Raw genomic sequence first — 13,793 nt, 5'->3', positions numbered from 1 at the left:
CACTATGAAACCAGATCGATTTGCCGTCCTCGTCGTCGAGGATGACCCGCTGCTTCTGATCGACGCGATGGATCTCGTCGAGGAGACCGGGCTTCTGGCCTATGGCGCGCGCCATGCCGACGCGGCGATCCAGATGCTCGAGCGGCATCCGGAGATCCGGATCCTCTTCACCGACGTCCAGATGCCGGGCTCGATGGACGGCCTGAAGCTGGCGCGCGCCGTGCGCGATCGATGGCCGCCGGTGACGATCATGGTCACGTCCGGCATGGTCAAGGTAACCAAGGACGACATGCCGGAAAACGGCATGTTCTTCGCCAAGCCCTATCCCCCCGCCGATATCATCGCCGCGCTGAACCAGATTTCGAGCCAGATCGTCTCCTGAGCCGCCCCGCCCTTCGCAGGGCGTGCTGATGGTCCATCGGCGGCCGCCCGACCGAAGACCGCTTCTGGTGCCCCCGTTCCTCCCCAGACAAGCATCAGACTTCACGGACAATCGCCGCGCAAAGCGGGTCAGACCTCCCCGACCAGGCTTTGATAAGGGACAGCCCCCTGCCCCGCGGCACGGCTTGGACCCTCCTCGCGCCCGGAGTGGCAAGCCAGTCCGGCGGTCGCGAGCCCGGCGACATAGGCGTCGAGCAGGGCCGGATTCATGAAGTGCAGCGCGTCTCGGACCGTGGCCTCGGTGACGTCCTGGCGCTGGGAGCAGAAGACGTCGAAGGCCGCCTTGGCCCCCTCTTCATCCCCGGCCGCGCCGAGAAAAGCCGAGAGATCGCGAAACGCCCAGGTCATTCCCGGCTTTTCCGCCAGCGCCCGCCGCGTCCAGCGCGCCGCCTCCGCCGCCCGTCCGGCGGAAAAATGCGCCAGCCCCATGCCGACCATGCTGTTGAAGCTGAAGGGATCGCGCGGCGACAGGCGCATGGCGCGCTCGAAGCAGGCGAAGGCCTCGTCGGTCCGGCCGGCATAGACCCGGGCAAAGCCCCGCCGCGTCCAGGCCCAGGCGTGGTTGACGTCGATATCGATGGCCCGGTCGATCAGCGCATTCGCCCGGTCCAGGTCGCCGTCGACGAGGGTCATCGCCGTCGCCGCGGCGGTCAGCGCCAGGGGATCGTCGTCGATCCGCCCGGCGGTCCTGTCCAGGAGATCGTGCGCGGCATCCCGCTCGGCGGAAAAGTCGCCGCTCCAGTGATAGGCAATCTGCTGTCCGTGCGCCCAGGCACCGATCGCCGCTGCCCGGCCATCACGCGGCTCGCGGGCGAGCGCCTGGTTGACCAGCGCAATCGCCTGCGCGTTCTCCTCGCGCCGGTGCGCCCACAGATGCGGCAGAGCGCGCATGACGAGATCGTAGGCGACGAGGCTCTCCGGCGGCTTGCGGCGCGAACGCTCCACCTCCGCTTGCCGGATCGTGGGATGCAGGGCTCCGGAGACGAGCTCGGCGATGTGGTCCTGGACCTCGAAGACGTCGGCGACCTGCGCCTCGATCCGGTCGCTCCAGATCTGCAGCGCGCTTTCGCCGTCGACGAGGCGCAGCGAGACGCGCATCCGCGCCCCGGCAAAGCGGACACTGCCCTCCAGGAGGTAGCGGACACCCAGCTCCTCGGCGATCTCGCGCACGTCCTGCGTCGAGCCGCGAAAGGCGTAGGCCGAATGCCGGGCGATGACGAGGAACTCTCGCACCCGCGACAGGCTGGCGGTGATCTCCTCGACCATGCCCTCGATGAAAACGTCCCGTTCCGGATCGCCGCCCAGATTGTCGAAGGGCAGGACGACGATGGACGGGTGGGTCGCCGGATCGGGCGTGGCGACGGCATGCGGACGGGTGACGCCGACGATCTTCGGATCCCAGATCCAGATGCGCTGGGCGCCGGACAGGCCCTTCAGCGCGCGTTCGCCGATATCGGTGAAATAGAGATCGGTCTTGCCGGCGAGATACTCGAACACGCCGCGCGAGATCGCCATGCCGCCGGGTGGCGACAGCGCCTGCACGCGCGTCGCGACATTGACGCCGTCGCCGAAACGATCGTTGCCGGCCACGACGATGTCGCCCATGACGAGGCCCGCCCGGACGCGCAGCTTCGGCCCCAGGGCGAAATCGTCGGCAGCCAGGACGCGCTGGAAGCGGGCCGTCCATTTCACGGCGCTGACAGGGCTGGCGAACTCCGCCAGAAGCCCGTCGCCCGTGGTCTTGAACACCTCGCCGCCGAAATCGCCGATGCTGGGCAGAATGAGATCGCGATAGGCGTGCTCGACCGAGCGCAGCGCGGCCGCCTCGTCCTTTTCCACCAGGCTGGTGAACCCCTCGACATCCATCGACAGAATCACGGCAAGCCGTCGCATCGTGCTCATCTGGAAAACAGCCCCGACCAATGGCCGGAAACCTTACCAGATGGCCCGACCCGGTTCCACCAGATGCCAAGGCGGCCTTTGAGTCCGGGTGCCCGGCTCGGCGCCCTGTGCCCGGCCTGGCTTGCCGGCGCCGTGAAATCGCCATCACCCGTTCGCGCGGCACACTATTCCTCGCCCTCCGCATCGAAAATCGCAATCGCCCAATCGTAGCGCTGCGATGACGGGTGGAGGGGATCGAACACCCGGCTGTATCCCGACAGAAAACGGGTAGGATGCGCTCGAGATCATCTCGCCCGTCTAGGACTTCTTGCTTGAAAACAAGCCTGCTCTTTTGGCGGACATCGCAAAATAGGTCTGTCCGATTCGCCGGCGCGCCGGTTAATCGTCGTTGAAGGCGGAACCGATCCGGGCTTACCTGCCTTCTACCCTCAGCCTGCAAGCCTAAATCCGGAGAATCACGATGAGAAAATCCCTGTCGCGCCTGTGTGCGCTCGGTCTGACGGCGGCCATGACCCTTGGAAGCTTTGTCCCGACCCAGGCGGCGCCCGTGGTTCCGATGCGCACCACGACCTCCCTGCCAGCGCCGACCGCCGGCGCACCGGCCGCTGAAGTCGTTCCCGTTCAGTACAGGCAGGGCAACCGCCAGATCCGTCGTGGCGACCGCCGTCATATGCGCCGCCACGATCGCCGCCAGATCCGGCGCGACGCCCGCCGCGACTACTACAACGGCCATCGCGGCTATCGGAACCAGCGTCGGGGCTATCGCCGTCACAACGGCTACTGGTTCCCGCCGGCGGCCTTCATCGCCGGGGCGATCATCGGGGGCGCGACCAGCAACCGGGGCGTGAGCAGCGCGCATATCCGTTCGTGCCAGAGCCGCTACCGCTCCTACAGGGCCTCGGACAACACGTTCCAGCCCTATAACGGTCCGCGCCAGCAGTGCCGCTAGGCCGTTAAAGCCATCGCTGATCCATCGAAAGGCCGCCCCATCGGGCGGCCTTTTTCATGAGGAAAGGCCTTGCGAGCGGAAGGTCCGACCCCGGTCTCGCCGGCCCCGTCGCAGTGCCCCGACCTGCCGAACTTGCATCGCAGGCCCGGCCCGGAGATCCACGACCCGCTGCGCTCCCTCGAATAATTCGACGCCTCATCTTGCGCAGGGACAATAAAACGCTCATATGCGGCCTGTCGGACGATGGCCTGACCATTTGGCCCCGCGTTGAATTCAACGCTCGCTCATTGCGTCTCCTCCAGAATATTCGATTTACAACGGGTCCCATCTCCTGGGTCTCGAACAACTTCTTTCGTAGAAAGGTATCCCATGATCACGGGAACCGTAAAATGGTTTAACAACGACAAGGGCTTCGGCTTCATCGCGCCGGACAACGGCGGCCAGGACGCCTTCGTGCACATCAGCGCCGTCGAGCGCGCCGGCCTCAGCACGCTGACGGACGGCCAGAAGATCAGCTTCGAGCTGGTGTCCGATCGCAAGACCGGCAAGATGTCCGCCGACAACCTGGCGACCGTCTCCTAAGACTCCAGTTTCCCGCAAGGGAAGCGGTACACAGTCATCGTTCTGAACGACGTCGACCACGGATGTACTGGCGGCCAAGTTCGGAACGACGCATGACGGGCAAGCCACAGGCTGCGCCCGTCATCGCCCAGGCCCTGCGCTCAAACGAGCCGCAGGGTTTTTGCGTTGAAGGGGCTCGCTTTGTGGCGCTCCTCGATTCGGCGGCAGGGCGAAATTTCGCTGGCACGGTCCGGCGAAATGTCCCCCGCATCGCGGGCTGGCCCGGTCGCCAAGGGCAGTTTGCAGGGGCAAAAGTGCCTCGCGGGCGGCTTTCCGCAAGAGTCCGGTCGACCTTTGCCGCGGAAGCGGATAAGAATTATCGCCAAGAGCTACCCACTCGAACAAAAATGTGCGAAGCGTAGCCCATATCAGCCGGATCGGATGATCGGTCGGCTGGCGAAGCATGACCGATTGAACCACCGTCGCCGGTCCATTGCGCCACAAGCGCAGGAGGATCGTTTGGCGATGTCACACACGTTAGGACAGATTTTTGCGCGTTGAAGTTCGGGACAACAATATCGATCAGGCCCTGCGGGTCCTGAAGAAGAAGATGCAGCGCGAAGGCGTCTTCCGCGAAATGAAGGCTCGCTCGTTCTTCGAGAAGCCGTCGGAGAAGCGTGTCCGCGAGAAGCAGGCTGCGATCAGCCGCGCCCGCAAGGTCGCCCGCAAGCAGCTGCAGCGCGAAGGCCTGCTCCCCGGCCCGAAGAAGAAGCTGCCCGAGCGCGGCGCGGCGCCCGCCCGCCCGTAAGCCTCGCCCGGCACGATCCCTCTCGGGATCTTGCCGTCGCGTCGCGGCGAGGACTCGCCGGTCCTGCCAGAGCCATGTACCCGGGCCGCGCCAAGCGCGGGTCGGGTTTTTGGTTTGGAGCGGGACCTCGGCCAATGGGTGCGCTCCTCTCGCCTCGGCACCGGGGCTGGATTGAGGGCGTGCCGCATCGGCCGGCGCCACGGATCGGCGCGCGCCCAGCGCGGAGCGGAATTGCCGCCGACGCCTCGGCCGGAGAGCGAAGCCGTCTGCGCAGAGAGCCTCGGACGAACCGCGCCGGTTGCGGCAGCGGTGTCTGCTCCCGGCACGGCCCTATGACGCACGGCGCCCTCAGGCGCGTTCACTTGCGGCACAGCCGCAACGGGAGGCCCTGATGAAGCTCCTTCTCATCGGCTCGACCGGCCTCGTCGGGCAAAGCGTGCTGGCCGGCGCCCTCGCCGATCCCCGCTTCCGGGAGGTCGTGGCCCTGACGCGGCGGCCGCTGGCCGCCCATCCCAAGCTCGTCAATCCGATCGTCGACTTCGACGCGCTGCCGCCGGCGGCGCCCTGGTGGGCGGTCGATGCGGTGATCTCGACGCTCGGCACGACGCGCCGCAAGGCCGGCTCGGCCGCCGCCTTCGTCCATGTCGATCACTTCTATCCGCTGGCCGTGGCGCGCCTGGTGCACCGGCACGGGGCCAGGACCTTCGTTCTGAACTCCGCGCTCGGGGCCGACCCGGCGTCCCGCCTGCTCTACAGCCGGACCAAGGGGATCCTCGAGCGCGACCTCGAGGCCCTCGGCTTCGACTCGCTGACGCTGGTCCGTCCCGGCCTGATCGGCGGCGAAAGGCCGGAAAGGCGGACGGGCGAGGCGCTCGCTTCCGCCGTCCTCGGCGCCCTCGCCCCTCTCCTGCCGGCCCGCTACCGCATCAACCCGGCCGACAAGATCGCGGCCGCTCTGCTGGATGCCGCCGCCGCCGGACTTCCCGGCCGGCACGTCGTCCCGTCACAAGCGCTGGTCTGAAGAGCAGGCTTCGGGACGCCTTGCCGTGGCCCTTGAGGCGAATGGCCCTTCAAACCCTCTCCTCCGATGATCCGTTTCGCATGGTGCCGAGGGCCGGAGGCGGGCTTTCCCGGTCATGCTGCGAAAGCGTCAGGCAACCGGCACCATCGCCGGGGCAAGGCCGGCCGGGGGAACGGCCCCTGCGGCGTTCTGGTCGAGGCGCTGCCGGGCGATGGTCTCGATGCGCAGGCGCAGGGTCGGGTGCAGAGCCAGAAAGCGCTGGAAATCGGCCAGCGACAGCCGCAGCATCGCCGAATAGGCGATCGCCCTGACATCGGCCTGGCGGCGCAGGTCGAAGAGCAGCGCCATTTCGCCAAAAATCTCGCCGCGTCCGAGGCGCAGTTGCGCTGTCCCGGTATCGATCTCGACGGCGCCGGACAGGATGAAATAGGCGGCATTGCCGACTTCGCCCCGCGTGATGATCGGCATGCCCGGCTCGGCGAAGAAGGGACGCAGAAACCGCTCGAGATCGTCGCGATGGCTTTCGGACAGGGGCTCGAAGAGCTCGCAGCGGGCGATCAGCTCCCGCGTGTTGAGGCCGAGATCCAGCGCCGGGCTGGACAGCTCGCCAGCATCCCCGAAGCTCAGGAGCACGTCCCGCTCGACCTCGGCATTGATCAGGCCGGAACGGCGGAGATGGCTGATCTCCCGCGCCGCCAGCGCCCGCGCCGAACGGGCGATGACCGCCCGTTCGAGCTCCACGACATAGGCGGGATATTGCAGCTTCACCGCGTCGATCTCGCGCTCGATCAACGCCGCGCGCTCCCGCAGCGCCTCGACCGCCATTTCGACCGTCTCGGCGCCGACCACCGGCCTCAGATCGCTGTCGACGAAACGCTGCAATTCACCGACCACGAGGGCTGTCTCGATGAGCGTCTCGAAGCGGGCCGCCATGCGGCGCGACAGCATGCCGCTGTAGCCGAAGCGGCGCTGCAGGGAAAAGCTCAGGCGGTCGAGCCAGAGAAACTCGGTCTCCTCGCGGTTGGCCGCCCGGTACCCCTCGACGCCGGCGACGCGCGCCATGTCCAGCCGCCGCCGCGCATCGGCGGCGAGGCGCTGGGCGATCCGCGGTCCGACCGTGCCGTTGGCGAAATGCTCGAGCACCGTCTCGCGCTCGCGCAGCGTCAATGCCGCCAGCGCGATGGCGCTGCGTTCGGCCTCGGAAATGGCCGCCGATGTCGGCGGCTCGTCCGTGTCCGACCTTTCGTCACGGCTCGGCCCGGCCTCTCCCGCCCCGTCGAAGCGCGACGCCATTTCCTTCGAAAGCTTGGCGACACGGTGCGTCGTGACGTTGACGGCGAGATCGCGCAGCACCCGGTCGACGCCGGTCAGCCGGTTCAGGCCGAGCCGCTGGATCAGCATCCGCAGCGTCGTGCCCTGCACGAACAGGGTCATCAGGGTGAAGCCGGTGGCGAGTGTGGCGACAAAGGCCGCGACGGTCGGCGGAATGGCGGCGTTCTCCGTCACCGCCAGGGCCAGGGCCAGCGTCATCGACCCGCGCAGTCCGCCCCAGAGGACCACCAGCCGGTAGGGACGTGAGATGTCGGCGGACAGGCCGAGGCGCGTCAGGAGCGGCAGCAGACCGAACAGCACCACGGCCCGCGCCAGGAGCGCGGCCACGAAGAGGACGACGAGCAGGAGGAGGTCGAACAGGCCGACATCCGTCATCAGGTGCGGCACCCGAAGCGAGGTCAGGACGAAGATCAGGATGGCGGCCCAGGAGGCCAGTTGCTCCCAGGTGTCGCGCAGATGGCGCCAGACTTCCGGCGTGACCCGGCCCGGCGCGAGGGTGGCGAGCGTGACGCCGGCGACCACGACGGCGATGATGCCCGACACGTGGAACACCGCTTCCGCCGTCCAGAAAGCGAGATAGGGCACGGCGAGGCTGAGCGAGATCGCCGTGACGCGGTCGTCGCGGACGAAGCGCAGCAGTGCCAGGAAGGCAGAGGCCGTCGCGAAGCCGAGAACGGCGCCGCCGATCGGCAGGACCAGGAACTCGGCGGCGGCGGTGGAAAGGCTGAGGCTGTCCGGCACGGCCACCGCGGCCGAAAAGATCAGGAACAGCGCGATCGCCGCCGCGTCGTTGAACAGGCTTTCGCCCTCGACCAGCCGGGTCAGGCGTTCCGGCGCGCCGACATCGCGGAAGATGGCGATGACCGCCACCGGATCGGTGGTGGCCACCAGCGAGCCGAGCAGGAGGCAGGCGATCAGCGGCATGCCGGAGATCGGCCAGAGCGCCAGCGCCACGCCGAAGGTCGCCACCACCACCGCCACCAGGGCCAGCAGCACGATCGGCAAGAGGTCCTCGCGCACGCGGTGGATATCGACCACCAGCGCGCTCTCGAACAGGAGGGTCGGCAGGAAGACAAAGAGAATGAGGCTGGAGCCGATCGGCAGGCGCGTGATCGTCTCGGCGAAGTCCACCGGCAGAAGCGTGCCGGGATGGGCGATGGAGTAAAGGCTGGCAAAACCCAGCGTCGCGCCGCCGAGGGCGAGGAGAATCGAGGAGGGCAGGCGCAGCCGCGTGGCCAGGGGCCGGGCCAGCGCGCCCAGCGCGACGACGGAGGCAATCAGGACCACGGCGGTCGATACGTTCATGGCTGGCTCGCGTCTGTCACCCTCGTGTCCGGCACGAGCTGCACGAGCAGGTGTAAGAAAGTTTCCCTTGCGAAAGCAAGAGCCGACATGCGCGCAGCGAACGCCTTGTCCGAACGTCCTTACCGGCGAGCCTGTCCGCCGCTCTCCGACGCGGCTTCGCCAGCGTCAGCCGGGCGTCATGAGAAGAGAAAGACGCTGCCGGGTCCTGGCCCGGCTGATCCGCTTTGGGCATCGGCGCGCGAAGCGGATCGGCGGAACATCTCAGCCGCGGGCGAGCAGCGCGGGTCCGGCCATGGCCGGGACGAAGGCCGTGGCGGCGACGGTGCGGGCGATGATGCCGCCGCCGAGCACCCGGGCCCCCGCCTCCGCGCCATCATAGAAGACGCAGGCCTGCCCCGGCGCGACCCCGTCCTCCCCGTCGAGAAGCTCGATCGCCACTCCGCCGGCCTCCATCGTCAGCCGTGCGGCGGCTGGCGGGCGGGTCGAGCGCACCTTGACCTGCAGTTCGCGCCCGGCCTCGGCCGCCTCGGCCAGCGGCTCGTCGCCGAGCCAGTTGATGTCGCGCAGGATCAGCCGGCGCGTCGCCAGCGCCTCGCGCGGCCCGACGATCACCCGGCTGGCGGCGGCATCGAGCGCGACAACATAGAGCGGCTCGGGCGAGGAGAGCTTGATGCCGCGGCGCTGGCCGATGGTGAAGTGCACGACGCCCTCGTGCCGTCCGAGCGTGCGGCCATCGACATGCACGATGTCGCCGGCGACGCCGGCGCCCGGCTGCAGCCGCTCGATGACGTCGGCATAGCGGCCCTTGGAGACAAAGCAGATGTCCTGGCTGTCGGGCTTGTCGGCGACGACCAGCCCGTGCCGGGCGGCGACCTGGCGGGTCTCGGCCTTGGTCAGCGCGCCGAGCGGAAAGCGCAGGAAATCGATCTGCGCCTGCGTCGTGGCGTAGAGGAAATAGCTCTGGTCGCGGTCGAGATCGGCCGGACGGTACAGGCTGCGGTGCGGCGAGCCGCCGAGGCCGGCGCGGCTTTCGATGTAATGGCCGGTGGCCAAAGCGTCGGCACCGAGGTCGCGCGCCGTCGCCAGAAGGTCGCGGAACTTGACCGTCTGGTTGCAGGCGACGCAGGGAATCGGCGTCTCGCCGGCGATGTAGCTGGCGGTGAAGGGATCGATGACCGACTTGCGGAAGATCTCCTCGTAGTCGAGCACGTAGTGCGGAATGCCGAGGCTCTCGGCGACGCGCCGGGCGTCGTGGATGTCCTGGCCGGCGCAGCAGGCCCCGGCCTTCCGCGGGCCGGCGCCGCTGTCATAGAGCTGCAGGGTGATGCCGACGACGTCGTAGCCCTCGGCCTTCAGGATCGCGGCGACCACGGACGAATCGACGCCGCCCGACATGGCCACGACGATTCTCGTGTCCCCGGGGGCCTTCGGCAGATCGAGGCTGTTCAGCATGGCGGGGTCTCCTCTGCCGGGTCCGACAGGCAAAATAAGTCTTCGGCAGGGTTTAGCGCCTGTCGGCGCCGATGCCAACGCACCGGAAAAAGCGGCGGCACCGGCTCCGCCCCATCGCGTCAATGTGCTGGAATCCCGAGGGAATTGCGGCAAGCAGAGCGGAGCTTGGGGCGAAACACGGTGCCGGCCCGGCGTCTCCACATCTTATCAAATGATTACAGTGGGTTTAGCGGAATTTTAAAAGCGCCGCGCTAAGTTCGGGGGCGATTAGGTCTTGAGCATTAGTAGAGAGTACAATGACCGATCAGGTTAGACCACGAGTAAAGTACGTCATCGGCCCCGACGGAAGCCCACTGACGATTGCCGATCTTCCGCCATCGAACACCCGCCGCTGGGTCATCCGCCGCAAGGCGGAGGTCGTCGCGGCGGTTCGCGGGGGCCTGTTGAGCCTCGACGAAGCATGTTCGCGCTACACCCTGACGGTGGAGGAATTCCTCTCCTGGCAGGTATCGATCGACAGTCACGGTCTGGCCGGCCTGCGCACCACGCAGTTGCAGGAATACCGCAAGAAAATCGATATGCACCACTAGGGACGACCCTCGCCCCCAGGACAAATCAGCCGGCGCAAGCCGGCTTTTTTGCGCGCCGAGATCAGGTCGCAAGAAGGGGAAGGATCTGCACGGGCAGGAGTGATCCGATTCCGGGCGTCGCTATCGGCCGGCGGATGCTCGCCGGGTTCAGCGCGTCCTGCGCCAGCGCCACGCCATCGTTCACGCCTCAAATCGGCGAAAAACGGGTGGCGGCGCCCGGAACAGGCGGATCGGCGGTCGCGAGAGAGAAAGACGCCAAGCAGACGCGACGTGCCGGACCGGCCGCATGGCGGCAGGGGTCGACGGCGAGCGACGCCGAGAGCGGCGAGAGGCCCGGACGGCATGCCGCCGGGGCCCTCCCCGTCAATGCCGCTTCAGAGTCGTGGCACGGCCACCACCAAGGGCTGATCGCTCTCTCTTATCGGGAGGCGATCTGCGCGCGGCGGCCGCCGGCCGCCTTATCCTGGCCGGTCAACATGTCCGGCGATCCGTGTCGCCGACCGCCGCTCGTCACCGCAAGACACCGGGTGCTGCGGTGGGATGCGGCGCGCCGGCGCCCGGTCAGCCGTTGGCGAGACGGCGATCCTCGGCCTCGTCGCGCTGTTCGAGCTTTTCCGCATGCACCAGTTCGGCCTCGGCCTCTTCATGGGCGATGCGGGCGGCGCCGAGCTGGACCTTCAGATCCTTCACCGAGTTCATCAGATTGTCGCGCCGGGCGCGTGCCGCCTTGGCGAAGGTCGGATAGGCGAAATGGGCGATGTCGGTGATCCCCGCCTTTTTCTCCTCGTTGCCGATCTGAGCGTCGAGATCCCCGGCCATGCGGGCGAATTCGCCCATCATCAATTCCAGCTGTTCGACCTGGCGACGCTTCTCGTTCACTTTGAAGCGCGTCAAGCGCACGAGGTTGTCCCGCTTCATTCCGTCATCCTTGATCATCAGGCAGCCTTGGCGGCAACCTTTCCGGAGGCGCGAGTGGGTGGTTTCAGGCAAGCCTCACAGACTATGCCTTTAACGATCTGTTTACGCGCACCGTTAATCATAGGGACGAGGTTTTAAGGCACGGTAAATCGAAACCCCCAGATGGTCCGCTTCCGTCCGTTCGTCCGGAGGAGGTTACCAGACGGGAATTCAATCTCGGGCCCGACAAACAGCCGGCATATCGCCGGTCCAGCCAAGAGTTTTTGTTAACCATTCCGTGGCAAGTTTTAGGCACGGACACACGACGAACCAGGAACCTGCCGGGCATCGGTCACGGGCGAGTTCTGCGGAAGGGATATTTTGATGCGCGTACTTTTGATCGAGGATGACAGTGCGGTCGCGCAGAGCATCGAACTGATGCTGAAGTCGGAAAGCTTCAACGTCTACACCACCGACCTGGGTGAAGAGGGCGTCGATCTCGGCAAGCTGTACGACTACGACATCATCCTTCTCGACCTGAACCTTCCGGACATGTCCGGCTACGAAGTGCTGCGGACCCTCAGGCTGTCCAAGGTCAAGACGCCGATCCTCATCCTGTCCGGCATGGCCGGCATCGAGGACAAGGTTCGCGGTCTCGGCTTCGGCGCCGACGACTACATGACCAAGCCCTTCCACAAGGACGAGCTGGTCGCCCGCATCCACGCCATCGTGCGGCGTTCCAAGGGCCATGCCCAGTCGGTCATCAACACCGGCGACCTGACGGTCAATCTCGACGCCAAGACGGTCGAGGTGAACGGCCAGCGCGTGCACCTGACCGGCAAGGAATACGCCATGCTGGAGCTGCTCTCGCTGCGCAAGGGCACGACGCTGACTAAGGAAATGTTCCTCAACCATCTCTATGGCGGCATGGACGAGCCCGAGCTGAAGATCATCGACGTGTTCATCTGCAAGCTGCGCAAGAAGCTGTCGACGGCCACCGAAGGCAAGAATTACATCGAGACGGTCTGGGGCCGCGGCTACGTGCTCCGAGAGCCGGAAGCCGACACCCGCGCCGCCTGACCCCGTCCCGAGCAGGAAAACTCCCGCTCGACGCACGCCACGGCACGAATCGCTTAGAAAAGGAGACCTGCGCTGCGGCGCGGGTCTCCTTTTTGCATCGGGCTTCGGTCCGGCGGCGGCAGAGCGGTCAGGCGGCGGCGCTGATATAGGGGCTGATCCACCGCGTCATCGCGTCGCGATCGAAGGGTTTGAACACGAAGCCCGTCGCCCCCGCCCGCTTCAGCCGCGTCATCGTGCCGAGATTGGCCTCGACCAGCGAGGCGAGGATGATCGCCTCCTTGCCGCCGGGGCGCTTGCGCAGCGCCCGGACGACGTCTTCCGCCGGCATGTCGGGCAGCGTCGACGCGACGATCACGAGATCCGGGACATCGCCCACCGCCGCCAGTTCCAGGGCTTCGGCCCCGGTCGCGGCGTTCTCGACGGTGAAGGAGAGCTGGAAGAGGATGCGTCCGGCGACCTTGCGGATGACATTGGACTCATCGACGATCAGACAGGTTTGCATCGGCGTCTCCGTGCAGGGCGGCTGAAAAACCCCGAGGGGAAGTCAGCTTCGATGCCCGGACGCTACACCTGCAAGTTTTCGCTCTGGTTGATAATCACGGAAAAGATTGAGTGAAAATCGCGGCGTCGCGGCTCACGCCTCGATGCCGGGGCTTTCCACCGGCAGCGGCGCCTCGGCCAGAGGCTGGACCGTGAACACCGCGCGATCCTCGGACAGCTCCAGATGGACGTCGAGCCCGAGTTCCCGGGCCAGGAGGAGCGTGTAATAGGGCTGCACGCCATGGGCATCGACCGCCTCGGCGCCGGCCTCGCCCGCCAGCAGCGCGCGAAACTTCGCCGGCACCCGCAGCGGCGTGCCGATCGCCCGCACGGTCAGCTTCAGATGCGGCTCCAGTTGCTCGACCTCGACCTGCACTTCGCGCCCGCGCGGCACCGAGGCATTCGCCACGACGACCAGGTTGAGGATCAGCTTGGCGATGTTCTTGGCGACATAGGCGCGCTCGCCCGACCAGCTGAGATTCGCCCGTTCGAAGGTCATCAGTCCTTCCGCCACCTGGCGGGCATCGCCGAGATCGATCTGCGCGGTCGACGATCCCGAGGCGCCGTAGGCGATGCGGGCGAACTGCAGCTTGACCACCGCGCTCTTGGTCGAGCTGCGCACCAGCGCCATCGACTCCTCGTCGCCCGGCATCTCGTCGAGCAGTTCCAACCCACTCTGCACCGCACCGACCGGCGAGATGATGTCGTGGCAGAGCTTGCTGGCGAGGAGCGCCGCAAGATCGGGTGCCGACACGTGGGGAAGGTCCGTCATCCTGATTCCATTCGAAAAGCTGGTGCCTTGGCGCGGGATGCGCGGCGAATCGAGCGTCCCGATGATGCTGCGAGAATGAGTCCGCGGCCGCCGCCAGTCAACCGCAGGGCAGCGGCCGCGGGCCGGGCGCCGCGCAGGCCGTT

General features: G+C 66.9%; 13 protein-coding genes. 7 read left to right on the top strand and 6 right to left on the bottom strand.

Annotated features, from left to right (window positions below):
* Positions 1-4 precede the first annotated feature (4 nt).
* A complete protein-coding gene (locus IEX88_RS05560) occupies positions 5-382 on the top strand; it encodes a response regulator (protein ID WP_188849577.1) in 378 nt (125 codons plus the stop codon).
* A gap of 128 nt (positions 383-510) precedes the next feature.
* On the opposite strand, the gene IEX88_RS05555 is transcribed toward IEX88_RS05560, so the two are convergent.
* On the bottom strand, positions 511-2,343 hold the full coding sequence (locus tag IEX88_RS05555; RefSeq protein ID WP_188849576.1) for a tetratricopeptide repeat protein: 1,833 nt from the start codon (positions 2,341-2,343) through the stop codon (positions 511-513).
* A 460-nt stretch (positions 2,344-2,803) separates the two neighbouring features.
* Here IEX88_RS05555 and IEX88_RS05550 point away from each other — a divergent pair, with 460 nt between their 5' ends.
* From IEX88_RS05550 to IEX88_RS05535, 4 genes are all read left to right on the top strand, one after another.
* Positions 2,804-3,292 carry a BA14K family protein gene (locus IEX88_RS05550; protein ID WP_188849575.1) on the top strand — a complete coding sequence of 163 codons (489 nt, stop codon included), beginning with the start codon at positions 2,804-2,806 and terminating at the stop codon, positions 3,290-3,292.
* A 369-nt stretch (positions 3,293-3,661) separates the two neighbouring features.
* The gene (locus IEX88_RS05545; RefSeq protein WP_188849574.1) at positions 3,662-3,874 is read left to right on the top strand and encodes a cold-shock protein; all 213 of its coding nucleotides are present in this window, start codon (positions 3,662-3,664) and stop codon (positions 3,872-3,874) included.
* A gap of 529 nt (positions 3,875-4,403) precedes the next feature.
* Positions 4,404-4,661 carry a 30S ribosomal protein S21 gene (gene rpsU / locus IEX88_RS05540; protein WP_188849573.1) on the top strand — a complete coding sequence of 86 codons (258 nt, stop codon included), beginning with the start codon at positions 4,404-4,406 and terminating at the stop codon, positions 4,659-4,661.
* A 391-nt stretch (positions 4,662-5,052) separates the two neighbouring features.
* On the top strand, positions 5,053-5,682 hold the full coding sequence (locus tag IEX88_RS05535; RefSeq protein ID WP_188849572.1) for a Rossmann-fold NAD(P)-binding domain-containing protein: 630 nt from the start codon (positions 5,053-5,055) through the stop codon (positions 5,680-5,682).
* A 129-nt stretch (positions 5,683-5,811) separates the two neighbouring features.
* Here IEX88_RS05535 and IEX88_RS05530 read toward each other — a convergent pair whose 3' ends face one another.
* Together IEX88_RS05530 and mnmA are read right to left on the bottom strand one after the other, a co-directional pair.
* Positions 5,812-8,319 (bottom strand): cation:proton antiporter, encoded by a 2,508-nt coding sequence (locus tag IEX88_RS05530; RefSeq protein WP_188849571.1) that lies wholly within the window; start codon positions 8,317-8,319, stop codon positions 5,812-5,814.
* 261 nt (positions 8,320-8,580) lie between these two features.
* Positions 8,581-9,771 carry a tRNA 2-thiouridine(34) synthase MnmA gene (gene mnmA / locus IEX88_RS05525; protein WP_188849570.1) on the bottom strand — a complete coding sequence of 397 codons (1,191 nt, stop codon included), beginning with the start codon at positions 9,769-9,771 and terminating at the stop codon, positions 8,581-8,583.
* 296 nt (positions 9,772-10,067) lie between these two features.
* Between mnmA and sciP the strand changes: the two genes are divergently transcribed.
* Entirely contained in the window at positions 10,068-10,361 is a 294-nt protein-coding gene (gene sciP, locus IEX88_RS05520; protein ID WP_188849569.1) for a CtrA inhibitor SciP, read from the top strand.
* 561 nt (positions 10,362-10,922) lie between these two features.
* On the opposite strand, the gene IEX88_RS05515 is transcribed toward sciP, so the two are convergent.
* Positions 10,923-11,279, bottom strand: coding sequence for a flagellar export protein FliJ (locus IEX88_RS05515; protein ID WP_188849568.1), 357 nt, complete (start codon positions 11,277-11,279; stop codon positions 10,923-10,925).
* A gap of 363 nt (positions 11,280-11,642) precedes the next feature.
* Here IEX88_RS05515 and ctrA point away from each other — a divergent pair, with 363 nt between their 5' ends.
* Positions 11,643-12,338: a response regulator transcription factor CtrA gene (gene ctrA, locus IEX88_RS05510; RefSeq protein ID WP_188849567.1), complete on the top strand. Its 696-nt coding sequence runs from the start codon at positions 11,643-11,645 to the stop codon at positions 12,336-12,338.
* 127 nt (positions 12,339-12,465) lie between these two features.
* Here ctrA and IEX88_RS05505 read toward each other — a convergent pair whose 3' ends face one another.
* Positions 12,466-12,840, bottom strand: coding sequence for a response regulator (locus tag IEX88_RS05505; RefSeq protein WP_188849566.1), 375 nt, complete (start codon positions 12,838-12,840; stop codon positions 12,466-12,468).
* Between the two features lie 132 nt (positions 12,841-12,972).
* A complete protein-coding gene (gene chpT / locus IEX88_RS05500) occupies positions 12,973-13,650 on the bottom strand; it encodes a histidine phosphotransferase ChpT (RefSeq protein ID WP_188849565.1) in 678 nt (225 codons plus the stop codon).
* Positions 13,651-13,793 lie beyond the last annotated feature (143 nt).

Source organism: Aureimonas glaciei (assembly GCF_014643375.1).
In the GTDB taxonomy this organism is placed as follows: Bacteria; Pseudomonadota; Alphaproteobacteria; order Rhizobiales; family Rhizobiaceae; genus Plantimonas; species Plantimonas glaciei.
Note: the sequence above shows the minus strand (reverse complement) of the source record. Positions and strands in the feature narration are given on the sequence as shown.